The organism is Micromonospora sp. NPDC005171, assembly GCF_040608575.1.
GTDB lineage: Bacteria > Actinomycetota > Actinomycetes > Mycobacteriales > Micromonosporaceae > Micromonospora.
Map to the genome: position 1 here is coordinate 138,331 of NZ_JBEXIM010000004.1, position 14,079 is coordinate 152,409.

Below are 14,079 nucleotides of genomic sequence, written 5' to 3' on the forward strand. Positions count from 1 at the left end.
CTCAGCTCTCCTCTCCGAGCCGAAGCACCTCTCCGAGGCGCAACCGGCGGTTGTTCAGGGCCTCGACGGCGACCGCGAAGCCGAGGGCGATCGCCCCGAGCGCGAGCACAGCGGCGACCAGGCTGGGCTCGAAAGCCACCCGGACCGGCACACCACTGGTGAACGCGGACAGGCCGAGCACCGGGTTGAGCAGCAGGGGCAGCAGCGCACCGACCAGCGCGCCGGTCAGCACCGACACCGCTACCAGCGGGGTCAACTCGACAAGCAGCAGCCCACGCCACTGCCGGCGGGACAGGCCGAGGGTGCGCAGCCGGGACAGCACCTGGCCCCGGGCCCGTGCGCCGGCCAGCACTGTGAACGCGATGGCCAACAGCCCGAGCACGGTGCCGCCGACGGCCCCGGCCACGAACCCGAAGGCCAGCACCCCGTTCGCCCCGCCCTCGCCAAGATCCCGGCGGACGTCCGCCCGGGTGTCGACGGTGACCCCGAGCGGCCGTTCCCGACCGGTGATCGTGCCGTTCCGCTGGTAGCGGGCCTGGCCCTGGTCGCCGGCGACGCGCAGCGCCTCGGCGTCCAGCGAGTCCCCGGCGATCAGCAGGCTGGTCGGCACCGGGATGGTGGTACGCGTCGGCAGGGCCTGCCAGGGCAGGATCACGAACCGGCTGGCGTTCGCCGCCAGCAGCGGGAAACCGTCCTGGGTTCCGGCCACCCGGAACTCGTACCGCTGGCCCTGCACCGAGATGAAGGCGGAGTCGTCCAGCCCGGCCTTGGCCAGGTCGGCGGCGACCGCCGGTGAGACGATCGCCGGCAGCGGACCCGGGCCGGGCCTGGCGGTGCGCAGCGCCGCCGGAACCGGGAGGTCCACCTGCGACTCGCGGGCGACGGTGTCCAACCCTGAGCCGTCGACGAGCAGCACGTCCGTCTGCTCGATGAAGGCGTCGGTGCCGACCTCGTCGGAGGCCAACCGCTCATCGTCCTCGTACAGCACCCGCGTGACGGCCCGGACCCCCGGCAGACGGCCCAGCTCGTCGATGGTGTCGGGCGCGAAGCGCTCCCCGCGGATCACCGCGTCGGCGGGGACGATCTGCGCGGCGGCCCGTTCCCGGCTCGCGTCGACGCCGGCGGCCACGACCGCGCAGAACGCCGCGGTACCGATCGCCAGCACCACCACTACCAGCGGGGCGGCGACCGCCGCGCGGCCGGCGCGGGCCGTGCCGAGGAACGCCACGCTGCCCCGGGTCCGCGCGGCCAGCCGGCTGACCAGCAACAACGGCCACGGGTACGCCCGCAGAGCCAGCACCGCCGCCGCGACCGCGAGGAGCACCGGCACCGACACGAGCAGTGGGTCCACCTCGCCGAGCGTCAGGCCCCGCCGGCGCAGCAGCACCGCGGCGAGCCCGGCCAGCAGCAGCAGGGAGATCTCCACGGTGAGCCGACGGGCCGATGGGCGCACCCGGATCAGGTCGCGGCGCGCCGCGCCGCCGGCCCGTACGGCCAGCGTCGCCAACGGCAGCGCCAGCGTGACCAGCACTGTCACCGCGATGACGTACGGCGTGGTCGGATCCGGGGCACCGGGGAACAGGGTGCCCAACCACCAGCCCAGCGCGGCGGCGACCGGCACCACCAGCACCGACTCGGCGAGGCTGCGCCGGGCGCCGGCGGTGGCCCCGCCGCCACGGGCGCGCAGCAGCGCGAACTCCGAGCGACGCCGTCTGGTGGCGAGGCTGGCCGCGAGCACGATGAGCCCCGCCAGGGTGGCCAGTACGCCGGCCGCGATCACCGCGAGCAGGGTCCGGACCGCGTCGATCTGGGCGGCGAACGCGCGCAACGGGACGTCGACGCCCTGGGTCAGGGTGAGCCCCGTCGGCTGGTTGCGCTGCATCACCTGCAGGCCGTCGATCAGCTGGTCCAGCTCGCGTGCGTCGATCCGGTCGACGCCCAGCCGGTAGCGCCAGTTGGACTGGATCGGCCAGCCCGCCACGGCCCGCTTGTTGAGGGCCGACTGCGCGACGACGCCGACCATGACGAACGGCTCGCCATCACCCTGCGGCTCGATGATCCGCAGCAGCTGTGGCAGCCCGTCCCAGATGCCGTTGGCGCGGTCGACCGGGCGGAACAGCCCGGCCACCACCAGCGGGGCGCCGTCGAGGAGTCTGCCCTTGTCGTCGGTGTTGCCGATGCGCAGTTGGCTGCCGGCGCGCAGGTTGAGCTTGCGGGCCACGTCGACGTCGAGCGCCACCTCGATCGGCCGGTCGGGAACGTACGTCTCGCTCGGCCACGCCCCCTCGACGAGGGTGCTCGCGCCCTGCACGTCGGGCATGGCCCGCAGACCCAGGTTGACCAGCAGGTTGCGGGCCGCCAGGTCCGGTCCGACCACCCGGGCCGGAGCGGTCTCGACGCTGTACCACCGCTCGGTCACGGCCGAGCGCACCTGCGGCGGCATCTGCGCGGCCAGGGCGTCGAACCGCTCGACGGCGTCGCCCATCGCCGTCCGTCGCGCCGTCGCCGACGCCAGACTGGTGGTGTACGAGAGGTCCCGGCGGGCGGCCGGCTCGCTGTTGAGTTGCGCTCGCAGCCCCTGTTCGGCGAGCCGGTTGACCAGCCGGGGCACTCCACTGATCAGCAGCGTGACCACCAGGGTCAGCACCGCCAGCAGCAGGAACTGCCCCCCGTACGCCCGGACCCGCCGGACGGCCGCCCCGACGTTCATCGTTCTCCCCCGATTCGCAGCTGCACCGCCGCCACCCGCTGACGGATGCCGGTGGCGATGAACGCGCTGAAGGCGAGCGCCGCCAGCAGCAGACCGACCGAGGTCAGGCCGATCGGCACCCAGGGCAGCACGAACGCCGCCGGGGGTGTCGGCCGGCCGGCGGCCGGGGTGAGGATGACAAGCGGGGCCATCGTCGCGCCGACCGCGGTGCCGAGCAACAGCCCGACGCCCACGCCGATGCCGGCGAGGAACGTCTGTTCGGCCAGCAGCGCCCGGGCCATCAGCCGGGGCGTGGCGCCGAGGGTGTGCAGGACCGCGAACTCGCCGAGCCGACGCCGGGCGGTGGCCCACACGTCCACCATCAGGCCGACGAGGGCGAGCAGCACCGCGCCGAGGGCGGCGGCGAGCATTCCGGTACGCGAACCGCGCCAGTACGGGTCGTCGGCGGCCGCCTCGATCGTCGCCTCCCGGTTGAGCACTGTGACGCCCGGGAGTGCGCTGGCCGCCTGGGCGGCCGCGTTGGCGTCGCTGGCGCCGACCCACCATTCCGGTGTCTGTCGCACCGCGCCGCTGCTCCGGATCATCGCGTCGGCCGCGGCCGGCAGGTCCAGCAGGACGCCCTCCCCGGTGGTTGCGGGCACGGCGGCCAGCTCGCCGACCAGGCGCACCGGCAGCGTCGCCCCGGAGAGGGTCAGGTCGACGGTGTCGCCGACGCGCAGGCTCAGCGCGTTGATGGCCCCGGGGGTCATCAGCACCGGTACGGGCGTGTCGTCTCCGCCCGGCACGACAGCGAACCGGGTGGGCGGCTGGTACGCGAACTGCCCGCCGGGGATCACCTCGACCGAGCGGACCGCGGCGAACCCGGTGGCGGTGGTCAGCACAGGTGTCGGCTGCTGCCCGGGGACCGCCATGGCCCAGTCGCCGGCCAGGTCGGCCGGTTGGGTCGTGCCGTCGGCCTTGACCAGCGTCAGCCCGTCCACCTGGAGCCGGTAGGAGTTGCCGGCGGCCAACCCACCGTCGGCCTCGAAGCCGGCCAGCCGCAGCCGCGCCCCGCCCAGGTCGGGCAGTTGCGCGGTGAATCGGGTGGCCCGGCCGTCGCCGTCGGCGTTGGCCGCCGGGAGCCGCAGGGCGAGCCCGTCGGGGGTGGTGACCAGCAGCGTCACAGCGACCTTCAGCGCCCGGGCTGCGTTGCTCACCGGGGTACGGATCGTGCCGGTGATCGCGCGCGCCCCGGCGGGCAGTTCGACGCCGGCGGGCTCTCCCCGCGCGTCGACCATCTTCCGGTACTGCTCCGACGCCGACCCGTCGCCGAGGCGGTCGGCGAGCCGGACGACGCCCGGGGCGCTGGCCGGGTCGACACCGATCACGGTCGCCGGCAGGTTTTCCCGCCCGACCCGGATCTCGTCCCGCCACGCCGGCAGCACCCGGTGCACGCTCGGCAGCGCGGCGAGTTCACCGGCCCGGGTCGGTGGGGCGGCCCCGGCCCGTTCGGTCACCCGGAGGTCGGCGCCGACGGTGTGGCCGGCCTGTTCGACCTGGGACCGCTCCCCCGTGCTGATCAGGGACCAGGCCAGGGTGCTGCCGCCGACGGCGAGGGCGAGCAGCAGGACCGGGCCGGCGTGCGGACGCCGTCCGGCCTGCCACATGCCGAACATGGTGGCGGTCCAGGGTCGCCGGTCGACGAACCGCTCCGCGAACCGGGTGAGCGGCGGGAGCACCCGCAGCGCCAGCACAGCACCGGCCAGCACCCCGAGCGTCGGGGCGGCGACCAGCAGCGGGTCGAGCCCGAGCTGGCCGCCCGAGCCGGCCAGCGGGGAGGCGTACCGGCGCAGCTGCACCCAGGCGAGCACGGCGAGCGCCACGAGCACCAGGTCGACGCTGGCCCGTTGGACGCTCGCCGCCCGGTTCGGCCGGGATCGGGCCGCCATGTCGGCGACGTACGTCCCGGCGGCGCGCAGCGTCGGAAGGACCATGGCGACGAGGCAGCCGGCCGCTGTGGCGGCGGCCGCCGCCCAGACCAGTGTGGTGTTGCCGCCTGCGGTGGAGAGGTCACCGGAGCCGCCGGGCCGGATGTACCGCAGCGCCTCACCGGCGATCAGTGGGCCGAGCACGGCGGCCGGGGCGACCACAAGGGTGGCCTCACGGGCGGCGAGGCCGGCCAACTGCCGGCGGGCGGCGCCGCGGGCACGCAGCAGCGCGGTCTGCGGGCGGCGGTCCTCGTGCAGCAATGCGGCGACCAGCACCAGCGCGTACCCGGCGAGCACCAGGATGAGCAGCAGCGGGGTGGCCAGCGACGAGCGACCCACCAGGTCGGCGCGGGCGATACGGTCCAGCAACTGCGGCATCTTCGTCACCGTCTGCCCGGAGCTGCCCAGTTGGGCGGCCTCGGGCACGGCCGAGACCGCCTCGGTGAGGGCTTTCCGAACGGCGGGCAGGTCGGCGGTGTCGATGCCACCGAGGTCGGGCTGGGCCAGCCAGGACGCCGACACCGAGCCCGGGAAGGTGGCCGCGAAGTCGGCCGGGTCGAGCGTGAACGGCCCGTACGAGGTGCCGGAACTGGCGGTGCCCGCCCCCACGCCGGGGGCCAGCAGCCAGTACGCGTCGGCCGGGTCGCGGGGCCGCCAGGTGCCGGCGAGCACCAGCTCTCCCCGTCGTTCGGTGGCCCGGTCGCGCACCGGGACACGTTCGCCGACGGTCAGGCCGAGGGCGCCGGCGACCCGCTCGGGGAGGCTCACCTGGACGGGGTTCGCCCCGGGGCGGGGCCAGGCTCCGTTGGTCAGCTCCGCGTGGCTGGCGAGGTCGGCGAGTGTGGCCAGGTTCGCGAAGACCGGTTCGTCGGCCGTACGCGGGATCTGCCCGAGGTCGCCGATCAGCTCCCGGCCGGTGCCGTAACGGGCGGCGGTGACACTGACCGGGACGCCGCCGAGCCCGGTGGCGAACTCGGCTCGGACCGCCTTGTCCCGGCTTGCGAACTCGGCGGCGTCCCGCCCGCCGGAGCCACTGACCAGCAGGCCGCGCTCCTCGGCGGGCGAGGCGGCGACGAGGGCCCGCTGCCCGGCGTCCACCGCCCGGCGGTTGTAGTCGGACAGCCCGGTGACCAACGCGACGGCGACGAGGGCAGCGATCACCGCCGCGACCAGCAACCCTCGCGCCTCGCGGGCCCGCCTCCACACCAGCTTCATCCGACGCCTCCCCTGGCCCTGGCGGGCCGACGACCATCAAGACAGGCCACCCACCGGGAAAGGTTCGCGCCCGTTACATGATCGTTATTACGGGAGGGTCAGCTCAGGCGGTCGCACGACGCCTGAGCAGCTAACTGCCGCCCCGGAGATTGCGGATGCCGAACACCACAGCGCCGAGCACGAGCAGGACGCCGAGGAGTTGGAGGCCCGGCGAGTCGTCGGCCTCGCCGTGCACGATGCCGGCGACGCCGAGCGCGACCACGAGGATGGCGGCGACGGTCAGGATGTACTTCATGAGGTTTCCTCCTCGACCCACTCCAGCAGGTCTCCGGGCTGGCAGTCGAGCACTCGGCACATCGCTTCGAGGGTGCTGAACCGGACGGCCTTGGCCCGGCCGTTCTTGAGCACCGCCACGTTGGCCGGGGTGAGCCCGACGCGCTCGGCGAACTCACCGACGCTCATCTTGCGCTTGGCCAACTCCACGTCGATGCGGACGACGATGGGCATCAGATCACCGCTTCCATGTCGGTCCGCAGCGTGGTGGCCTGCCGCAACAGCGCCCGCATCACCACCATGAGGAGGCCCAGCACCGTGACGCCCACTGTCAGCAGGAACAGCAGCAGCGGCAGCCCCGGGTCGTCCGCGTTGAACCCCACGTAGAGGAAGACGCCCACCAGCACCACCCACGCGGCGGCGATGGCCCACACGATCGCGTCCACCCACTTCAGGGACGCCTCGGTGAAGATGCGGTCGCTTTTGACCAGGCTGAGCAGCTTCCAGGTCGCGACGATGACGACCTGGACGCACAGCACCCAGAACACCGCCACGATCGTGGCCGGCCAGCGGAGGTAGGCGTCCTCCGGGGACTCCTGAGCCATGTACGCGAACTGCCCGGGCAGCGAGAGGGTCTGGAACACGACCAGGACCCCGAACAGCACCACGAGGAAAACTCTGAGAGCGGCAACCGCTCGATGCTCTGTAACCATGCATCGAGTTTCGCTCGTTACCTATCGAAAGTCAATCGGTTGCTTCAGCGTCGCCGCACCCCTCACGACAGCGTCGGCTTCGCCTTCTGCGGGTAGAACGTCTCGTGCCGGGCCAGCATGGCGACGAATTCGCCGACCTTGCGCTCGCGGGTCTCGGCCCGCTTGACGGCGTTGAGGCGGTGGATGAGCGCGAACCGGTTGGCCTTGGTGAGCACGTCGAACATGGCCTGGGCGGCGGGCTCGGCGGCGATGGCGGCGAGGAGGTCGGCCGGGACCTCCGCCTCCGACGGCGGGGCGTAGGCGGCGGCCCACCGCCCGTCCGCCTGCGCGGCCTCCACCGCGGCGCGACCCGCCGGCAGCATCCGCCCCTGCTCCTCCAGTCGAGCCACGTTGGCGACGTTGCGTTGGGACCACGAACTGCGGGGTCGACGCGGGGTGAACCGGATCCAGGAGGACTCCTCATCCCGCTTACGGGCCTGCCCGTCGATCCAGCCGACACACAGGGCCTCGTCGACCGCCTGCTGCCAGGTCAACGTCGTGACCGTGCCGCCCTTCCTGGTCAGGGCGAGCCAGACGCCGGGCGACGTGGCATGGTTGGCCGCCAACCATGCGCGCAGGGCCTCGGCGTCCGCGACGATCAACTCATCCAGCTCGGTGCTCGCCATGACGGCAGGCTAACCGCCGGGTCAGACACCCGAGTTCCAGCTCGGGCCACCGCTGATCTCCATGACCGGCCGTCGCGCGCCGCCCAGCAACTCGTCGAGCAGCCGTTGACCGTAGAGCTGCAACGCGACGTCGGCGGCTCTCCACTGTGCGCCGGGGGGTCGAACCAGCGGCCCCGCTCGACGGCCGTCAGACGGGCCACCAGGGACGCCGTTCCAACCATAGGATCACCGGCACGGCGGGCCCGGAGCAGCAGGGGCGCACGTCGCCGTGACGCAATCACGCAATGACAAGCGCGGCGTTCTCCGACGCCGCGCCCACGGGGGAGGTACGAGTGAGGCATTCAGTGAAAGTGCTGACCGCTGCCGCGGTGCTCGCGGCGACCGTGGCGGTCCCGGCGACGCCGGCCGCTGCGGCCGGCACCGGCTGGTGGTCCATGTCCGGCTACCTGGTCAGCAACAGCGCGTTCAATCCCAACGAGACGGCAGTGACGGTCCCGACCGTCGCGAACCTCAAGCTCACGCACACCGGCACCCCGGGCCGGACCGGCCAGCGCGCACCTGTCGTCGCCGACGGGCTGGTCTACACGCTGGATGACCTCGGTGTCACGGCCACCGACGAGGTGACCGGCGCACAGACGTGGCGCTTCGAGCTGGACCCCGAGAAGTTCGGTTCGCCTACGGAGCTCGTCCACACGGCCGGCCAACTCATCTTCGCGGCAAACGTCGACAGCTTTCCTGGCAGCAATTCCTCCCAGATCTTCGTGCTCGACGCCCCGACCGGCACGCTGGTTCGCAGCGTCAAGGACGACGGCGTGGTCGCGCAGATCCTCGTCGACCGGGGTGTCGTCGTGGTCGCCGGCGTGGGCCGCTATTCCGCCGACGCGCGCGCCTACCGCATCAACGACGGGCAACTGCTGTGGCAGCGGGACGTGACCCTGGATCAGCCGGTCTCGGCGAACGGTCGCGTCCTCCTTTCCGGATACGCAGGGAATGCCGGTCCCCTGACGAGCACCGTCGTCGACATCACCACCGGCGATCCCGTCAACGCCACCGAGGGCCGCGACTACCGACCGCTCGCGACGGATGAGACGGGGTCCAAGTTCTACGTCGGGTGGGGGCACAGTCTGCAGGTCCTCGACCCGACGACCGGCGCCCTGACCTGGCTCGCCTCGAACCTGTACCCGCAGTTCGCGGTGGTCACCCCGACCCGGCTCTACGTCACCTCCTCCTCCGGCACGGTCTACGCGCTGAACCGCAGCACCGGCGCCATCATCTGGAGCAAGAAAATTCCGGGAAGCGAGCACCAGCGGGCGATCATCGCCGGTGGCGTCCTCTACGTCACGGCCCAGGGCAACCGGGTGTACGCCATGAACCCGGTCGACGGCGCCCCGCTGAACGCACCGGCCTTCACCGGCACCACCGACCAGCTCGTGGTCACCTACGGCAGGGTGTACGCCACCGACGGCACGAAACTGACCGTCTACGGCCTCTAGCCCAGCGGCGTCTCCACGGCGGTTGACCGAATGTCCCGGTCAACCGCCGTCGCCGTTTCCGCGCCTGGTGCGGCGATGCCGGCTTCGGGGCCAACGTCGCCGCGGACGTCCCCATGCAGCCGCTCAGGCGCTCTCATCCTCGGGAGGTCGCTTGGCGCGGCTCGGCTGCACGCGCTTGGGCTCTCCGGGCATCTTCGGGTGGTCCGGCGGGTACGGCAGGTCGCCCTGGCCGGCGGCGGCGTCGCGCTCGGCCCACTCCAGCAGCGGGGTGATGTCCCACGGCGCGTCGTCGATGCCGGCGTGCGGATCACCTCGCTCGGCGAGCCGCGCCGGGACGGTACGCAGGTCGAAGTCGTCCGGGTCGACGTCGGGCAGCTCGTCCCAGGTGACCGGGGTCGAGACGGTGGCCCGGGCGTTGGCCCGCAGCGAGTACGCGCAGGCAATCGTCCGGTCACGCGCCATCTGGTTGAAGTCGACGAAGACCCGGGTGCCGCGCTCCTCCTTCCACCAGGCGGTGGTGACCAGGTCGGGGTTGCGGCGCTCCACCTCCCGGGCCAGCGCGATGGTGGCCCGGCGCACCTCGGTGAACGTCCAGCGGGGTTGGATGCGCAGGTAGACGTGCACGCCCCGGCCGCCGGAGGTCTTCGGCCAGCCGGGCGCGCCCAGCTCGTCGAGGAGCGCGCGGACCTCGCCGGCGGCCCGCGCCGCGTCGGCGAAGTCGGTGCCGGGCTGTGGGTCCAGGTCGATGCGCAGCTCGTCGGGGCGGTCGACGTCGGCGGCCCGCACCGGCCAGGGGTGGAACACGATGGTGCCCATCTGCGCCGCCCAGGCCACGTGCGCAAGATCGGCCGGGCAGAGCTCCGCCGCGTTCCGACCGCTCGGGAAGGTGATCTGCGCGGTCGTCACCCACTGCGGCACCCCCCGGGTGGGCACCCGCTTCTGGAAGAACGCCTCGCCCTCGACGCCCTCGGGGAAGCGTTGCAGCGTGGTCGGCCGGTCCCGCAGGGCGCGCATGATCCCGTCGCCGACCGCGAGGTAGTAGTGGAAGACGTCCGCCTTGGTGAACCCCCGCTGCGGGAAGATCACTCGATCTGGACTGCTCAGCCGGACGGTGTGCCCGGCCACCTCGACCTCGGCGGCCGCAGCCTTGGTGCCACCCATCCCGCGACCTTATGCCAAGCCCCCGACGTTCGACGTACCGTTGACGGGTGAGTCTTGACGACAACGAGCTGCCCCGTTCCGACGAAGAGTGGCGGGTCCGACTGACCCCCGAGGAGTTCCACGTCCTGCGGGAGGCCGGCACCGAACGCCCCTGGACGGGCGAGTACGTGGACACGAAGACCCAGGGGGTCTACCACTGTCGCGCCTGCGGGCTGGAGCTGTTCTCCAGCGACACCAAGTTCGACTCGCACTGCGGCTGGCCGAGCTTCGACGACGCCATCCCGGGCCGGGTCAAGGAGATCGAGGACCGCAGCCTCGGCATGGCCCGTACGGAGATCCGCTGCGCCCGCTGCGACAGTCACCTCGGGCACGTCTTCCACGGTGAGGGCTTCACCCCGAAGGACACCCGGCACTGCGTCAACTCGGTCTCCATCAAGCTGGAACCCCGCTGACCCGGGCGCTCAGGGCGCAACGGCACTCAGGGCGTGACCACGCTCAGGGCGTGCCCCTGAGCAGCTCGACCTCGGCGGTCCGGGACTGCTCGATCCGCCGGGCCAGGTCACGGACCCGCTCGTTGCGGCCGACGTCGACCTGGCCTCGGGCCAGGTCGGCGGCCGATCGCTGGTGGTCGGCGAGCACCTCGCGCAACACGCGGTCGACGTCCGCGTCCGGCGCGGTCCGCAGCCGGTCGAGCGCGGCGTCGTCGCCGTGCCCGTCGTGGTGGTGTGCGGCCGCGCTGGCGCCCGGCCCGGCCGTGGGCAACCAACCGCGCATGGCGTCCAGCTCGTCGGCCTCGGTCGCCTCGATGGCGGCGGCCAGGGTGCGCAGCGTCTCGTCGCGCACCCGGTCCCGGGCCAGCCCGACGATCTGCAGGGTGCGTTCGCTGTGCCCGATCATGGTGCTCAGGAACACCACGTCGATCCCGCTCATCGCGTCCGCCTCGACCGGGGACCCGGCGCCCGCGGCCCCGGCCGCCGCCGAGCCGGCCGGAGACGCGGGGGCCGGCTGCGGCAGGGCCGGCGGGCTCGACGTGGGCGATCCGGCGCAGGCTCCGGTGAGCAGCAGAGCGGCAACGAGGGACGCCAGTGGGGTACGGCGAGGCATGCCGATTGCTCCGTTCACGCGAGGGCGGCGACACGGGTGCGACCAGGGGCCGCACCCGTGCGGTCAGACCTGGAGCCAGAGCGCCGGTACGTTCGGCGGCTCCCAACCCAGGATCGCGGTGTGCGCCTGCCGGCAGCGGTACGTCGCTCCGCCGTAGGTGACCTGGTCGCCTACCTGGTACGCCCGACCCGTCGTCCAACTGCCGCCCGGCGCGGGCGGAGTGGTGGGCGTGGTGGTCGGGGTGGGCCGTGGGGTGGGTGAGGTGGTGGGGGTGGGGCTCGGGGTCGACCCGCCGCCGCCGATCTGCACGTCGATGCAGGAGTAGAAGGCGTTCGCCGTGTCGGAGATGTTCCACACCGCGAGGATCTTCTGCCGGCCGGAGAAACCGCCGAGATTGACGTTGTGCGACACCGTGGCGCCCGGCTGCTGGCCGTTGCCGTTGACCACGCCGACCCGGGTGTTGCCGATCCAGTACTCCCAGTTGCTGGTGGCGTGCCGGGCGGTGTTCACCCAGGTGAAGGTCAGCGAGCTGCCCACCGAGGTGGCCGGCCAGCCGCGACTGTCGTCGTTGAGGACGGCGAACTGCGCGATTCCGGCATTGCAGCTGCGGAGGCCCTTGGGGCCCTCGACGCTCTGCGGCTCGTACTTGATCTGCCCGCAGTCGGGCACCCGGCCCTGCGCGCAGAGCGCCTGCCGGCTCGGTGGGGCGGAGACGTAGCCGTGCGCCTGCGCGGGGGCGGCGACGGTGAGGGTGGCGGCGACGGCGCCCGCCGCCACCAGCGGGACGGTGATTCTTCGACGCATGGGGGGCAGCTCCTTCTTCAGGTCCGGTGAGGTGCCCCTCAAAGTAATTTAAACATTGTTAACAGTAAAGACTCTCATCGATAAATACATCGATGACGGCAGTTTTCTTCTCAGAGCCGGAGCAGGCTGCCCCGGTCGTCGACCTGGTCGGCCGACTCGTCGTCCAACCAGACGCCGCCGGTGCCGAGGTAACGGAACCGGTACTCCCCCGGCGGCAGCTTCACCGTCACAGTCCTGGTGCCGTCGCGGCGGGCCACCAACTCGTGCCGGCCCGGCTGCCACCCGTTGAAGGAGCCGACGACGCTCACCGGGCCGGGTGGGACGTCACGGGGCAGGCAAAAGGTGACCCGGGTCTGGTTGCCGAAGAGCTTGTTGCGCTTGATCACGGTGATCCTCCGGGGGTTGCGGCGGTTCACCTGGCACAACGGGCAACACGCCGACGCCGACACGCCGCCGACCGGGTCAGGCATCCCCGTTCCGCCCCACGTCGCGACCCCATGGGGGATTCTGTAGGCACTTGTCCACTTAATGGAGGTTTCGGTGGCAACCTGCGAGGTCTGCGGCAACGACTACTGGATGGCGTTCGAGGTGCACACCGTCAGCGGCGACGTGCACACCTTCGACTCGTTCGAGTGCGCGATCCAGCGGATGGCGCCGATCTGTGAGCACTGCCAGGTCAAGATCGTCGGGCACGGCGTCGAGGTCAACGGCCGCTTCTTCTGCTGCGCACACTGCGCCCGCGCCGTCGAGGGGGCGGTGGGCGCCGAGATCCGCGACGCCGTCGGCGCCCGCCCGGCCTGACCGCGCCCACCCGGCAGCGGGTCAACCGGACCGCCACTCTGCGGTACGGTCGTCGCCATGCGGCCATTCCTGGGCGTCCTGCCCCCGCCGCGCTCCTGAGCGGAGCGCCGTGCCTCTCGCCGACCGGGTGACCTGACCCCGCTCGGCCACCTTGTCGTACGCGCTCCGTCGACGTCGTCCCCGTCAACGGCTCACCCTTCGGAGCGCTCCCGTGTCCACCACCCGCACCTCGCTGCCGGCCGCCTCGGCCGCCCGCCACGCCGCCCGCGGCGGCCTGATCCAGATCACCGTCACCGGCGTGCTGTGGGGCACCACCGGCGTGGCGGTGCAACTCCTGCGCGAGAGCACCGGGCTCAGCCCGGTGAGCATCGGCTTCCACCGCCTCGCCATCGCCGCGCTCGTGCTGTTGGCATGCACCGCCGGCCGGCTCCGCACGATCATGTTCAGCCTGCGGGCCGCACCCGTACCGCTGTTGCTCACCGGCGTCGGCCTCGGCCTCTACCAGGCGCTCTACTTCGCCGCCGTTGCCTGGGCCGGCGTCAGCGTGGCCACCATCGTCAGCCTGGGCCTGGCCCCGGTGCTCGCCGCGGCCTGGGAGTCGGCGCACGCCCGCCGGCTCCCCGGCCCGCTGCGACTCGGCACGCTGGTCGCGGCGGTGGCCGGCCTCGTCCTGATCACCGCCGCCACCGAGCACCCCGGCGGGGCGGCGCCCGCCCCGCTGCTCGGCCTGCTCGCGGCGGCCGGCTCCGGCCTCGGGTACGCGGTCACCACCCTGATCAGCCGCCAGGTGTCGCAACACACCGCGCCGATGACGCTGACCACCATCTCCACGGTCGTGGGCGCGCTGACCCTGGCGCCGTTCGCAGTGGTCGCCGGGGTCGGCCTGCCGGTCCGCCTCGACACAGTGGCGCTGCTGCTGCACCTCGGCGTGGTCACCACGGCTGTCGCGTACGCGTTGTTCTACGCCGGGCTGCGCACCACCCCGGGCAGCGTCGCGGCCGTGCTGACCCTGCTCGAACCGCTCACCGCCGCGGCCCTGGCGGTGGCGCTGCTGCACGAACCGCTCCCCCTGCCGGTGATCGGCGGCGGTGTTCTGCTGCTCACCGCCGTGGCCGCCACCTACCTCGCACCCGACCGGGATGAACCCCGGTGAACCCACCCGACCTACCATCT

General features: G+C 72.7%; 14 protein-coding genes. 4 read left to right on the forward strand and 10 right to left on the reverse strand.

The annotated features are described in order from the left end of the window. Window position 1 precedes the first annotated feature (1 nt). The 6 genes from ABZU74_RS08940 to ABZU74_RS08965 all read right to left on the reverse strand — a co-directional run bounded on the left by ABZU74_RS08940 (window position 2) and on the right by ABZU74_RS08965 (window position 7,543). Window positions 2-2,710 carry an FtsX-like permease family protein gene (locus tag ABZU74_RS08940; protein WP_355420066.1) on the reverse strand — a complete coding sequence of 903 codons (2,709 nt, stop codon included), beginning with the start codon at window positions 2,708-2,710 and terminating at the stop codon, window positions 2-4. After that, window positions 2,707-5,892, reverse strand: coding sequence for an ABC transporter permease (locus ABZU74_RS08945; RefSeq protein WP_355420069.1), 3,186 nt, complete (start codon window positions 5,890-5,892; stop codon window positions 2,707-2,709). Before ABZU74_RS08945 ends, ABZU74_RS08940 begins: the two co-directional genes overlap by 4 nt. A gap of 130 nt (window positions 5,893-6,022) precedes the next feature. Then, window positions 6,023-6,187: a hypothetical protein gene (locus ABZU74_RS08950; RefSeq protein WP_355420072.1), complete on the reverse strand. Its 165-nt coding sequence runs from the start codon at window positions 6,185-6,187 to the stop codon at window positions 6,023-6,025. Next, window positions 6,184-6,399 (reverse strand): helix-turn-helix transcriptional regulator, encoded by a 216-nt coding sequence (locus tag ABZU74_RS08955; protein ID WP_088946848.1) that lies wholly within the window; start codon window positions 6,397-6,399, stop codon window positions 6,184-6,186. The genes ABZU74_RS08950 and ABZU74_RS08955 overlap by 4 nt, the downstream gene beginning before the upstream one ends. Further along, entirely contained in the window at window positions 6,399-6,833 is a 435-nt protein-coding gene (locus ABZU74_RS08960) for a DUF2975 domain-containing protein (protein WP_355420075.1), read from the reverse strand. Before ABZU74_RS08960 ends, ABZU74_RS08955 begins: the two co-directional genes overlap by 1 nt. 107 nt (window positions 6,834-6,940) lie before the next feature. Beyond that, entirely contained in the window at window positions 6,941-7,543 is a 603-nt protein-coding gene (locus tag ABZU74_RS08965) for a YdeI/OmpD-associated family protein (RefSeq protein ID WP_355420078.1), read from the reverse strand. 332 nt (window positions 7,544-7,875) lie between these two features. Between ABZU74_RS08965 and ABZU74_RS08970 the strand changes: the two genes are divergently transcribed. After that, the gene (locus tag ABZU74_RS08970; protein WP_355420081.1) at window positions 7,876-9,036 is read left to right on the forward strand and encodes a PQQ-binding-like beta-propeller repeat protein; all 1,161 of its coding nucleotides are present in this window, start codon (window positions 7,876-7,878) and stop codon (window positions 9,034-9,036) included. A 123-nt stretch (window positions 9,037-9,159) separates the two neighbouring features. On the opposite strand, the gene ligD is transcribed toward ABZU74_RS08970, so the two are convergent. Continuing rightward, on the reverse strand, window positions 9,160-10,197 hold the full coding sequence (ligD, locus tag ABZU74_RS08975; RefSeq protein ID WP_355420084.1) for a non-homologous end-joining DNA ligase: 1,038 nt from the start codon (window positions 10,195-10,197) through the stop codon (window positions 9,160-9,162). Between the two features lie 47 nt (window positions 10,198-10,244). Between ligD and msrB the strand changes: the two genes are divergently transcribed. Continuing rightward, window positions 10,245-10,649, forward strand: a complete 405-nt coding sequence (gene msrB, locus ABZU74_RS08980) for a peptide-methionine (R)-S-oxide reductase MsrB (protein ID WP_355420087.1) — start codon at window positions 10,245-10,247, stop codon at window positions 10,647-10,649. Window positions 10,650-10,692: 43 nt separating this feature from the next. Here msrB and ABZU74_RS08985 read toward each other — a convergent pair whose 3' ends face one another. The 3 genes from ABZU74_RS08985 to ABZU74_RS08995 all read right to left on the reverse strand — a co-directional run bounded on the left by ABZU74_RS08985 (window position 10,693) and on the right by ABZU74_RS08995 (window position 12,491). Next, the gene (locus ABZU74_RS08985; RefSeq protein ID WP_355420090.1) at window positions 10,693-11,301 is read right to left on the reverse strand and encodes a DUF305 domain-containing protein; all 609 of its coding nucleotides are present in this window, start codon (window positions 11,299-11,301) and stop codon (window positions 10,693-10,695) included. 63 nt (window positions 11,302-11,364) lie between these two features. Continuing rightward, on the reverse strand, window positions 11,365-12,105 hold the full coding sequence (locus ABZU74_RS08990) for a lytic polysaccharide monooxygenase (RefSeq protein WP_355420093.1): 741 nt from the start codon (window positions 12,103-12,105) through the stop codon (window positions 11,365-11,367). Between the two features lie 110 nt (window positions 12,106-12,215). Further along, window positions 12,216-12,491 (reverse strand): isoamylase early set domain-containing protein, encoded by a 276-nt coding sequence (locus tag ABZU74_RS08995; protein ID WP_112737007.1) that lies wholly within the window; start codon window positions 12,489-12,491, stop codon window positions 12,216-12,218. A gap of 154 nt (window positions 12,492-12,645) precedes the next feature. On the opposite strand from ABZU74_RS08995, the gene ABZU74_RS09000 reads away from it, so the two are divergent. Both ABZU74_RS09000 and ABZU74_RS09005 read left to right on the forward strand, forming a co-directional pair. Beyond that, on the forward strand, window positions 12,646-12,906 hold the full coding sequence (locus ABZU74_RS09000; RefSeq protein WP_091400670.1) for a Prokaryotic metallothionein: 261 nt from the start codon (window positions 12,646-12,648) through the stop codon (window positions 12,904-12,906). Between the two features lie 211 nt (window positions 12,907-13,117). Next, a complete protein-coding gene (locus ABZU74_RS09005) occupies window positions 13,118-14,059 on the forward strand; it encodes a DMT family transporter (protein ID WP_355420096.1) in 942 nt (313 codons plus the stop codon). Window positions 14,060-14,079 lie beyond the last annotated feature (20 nt).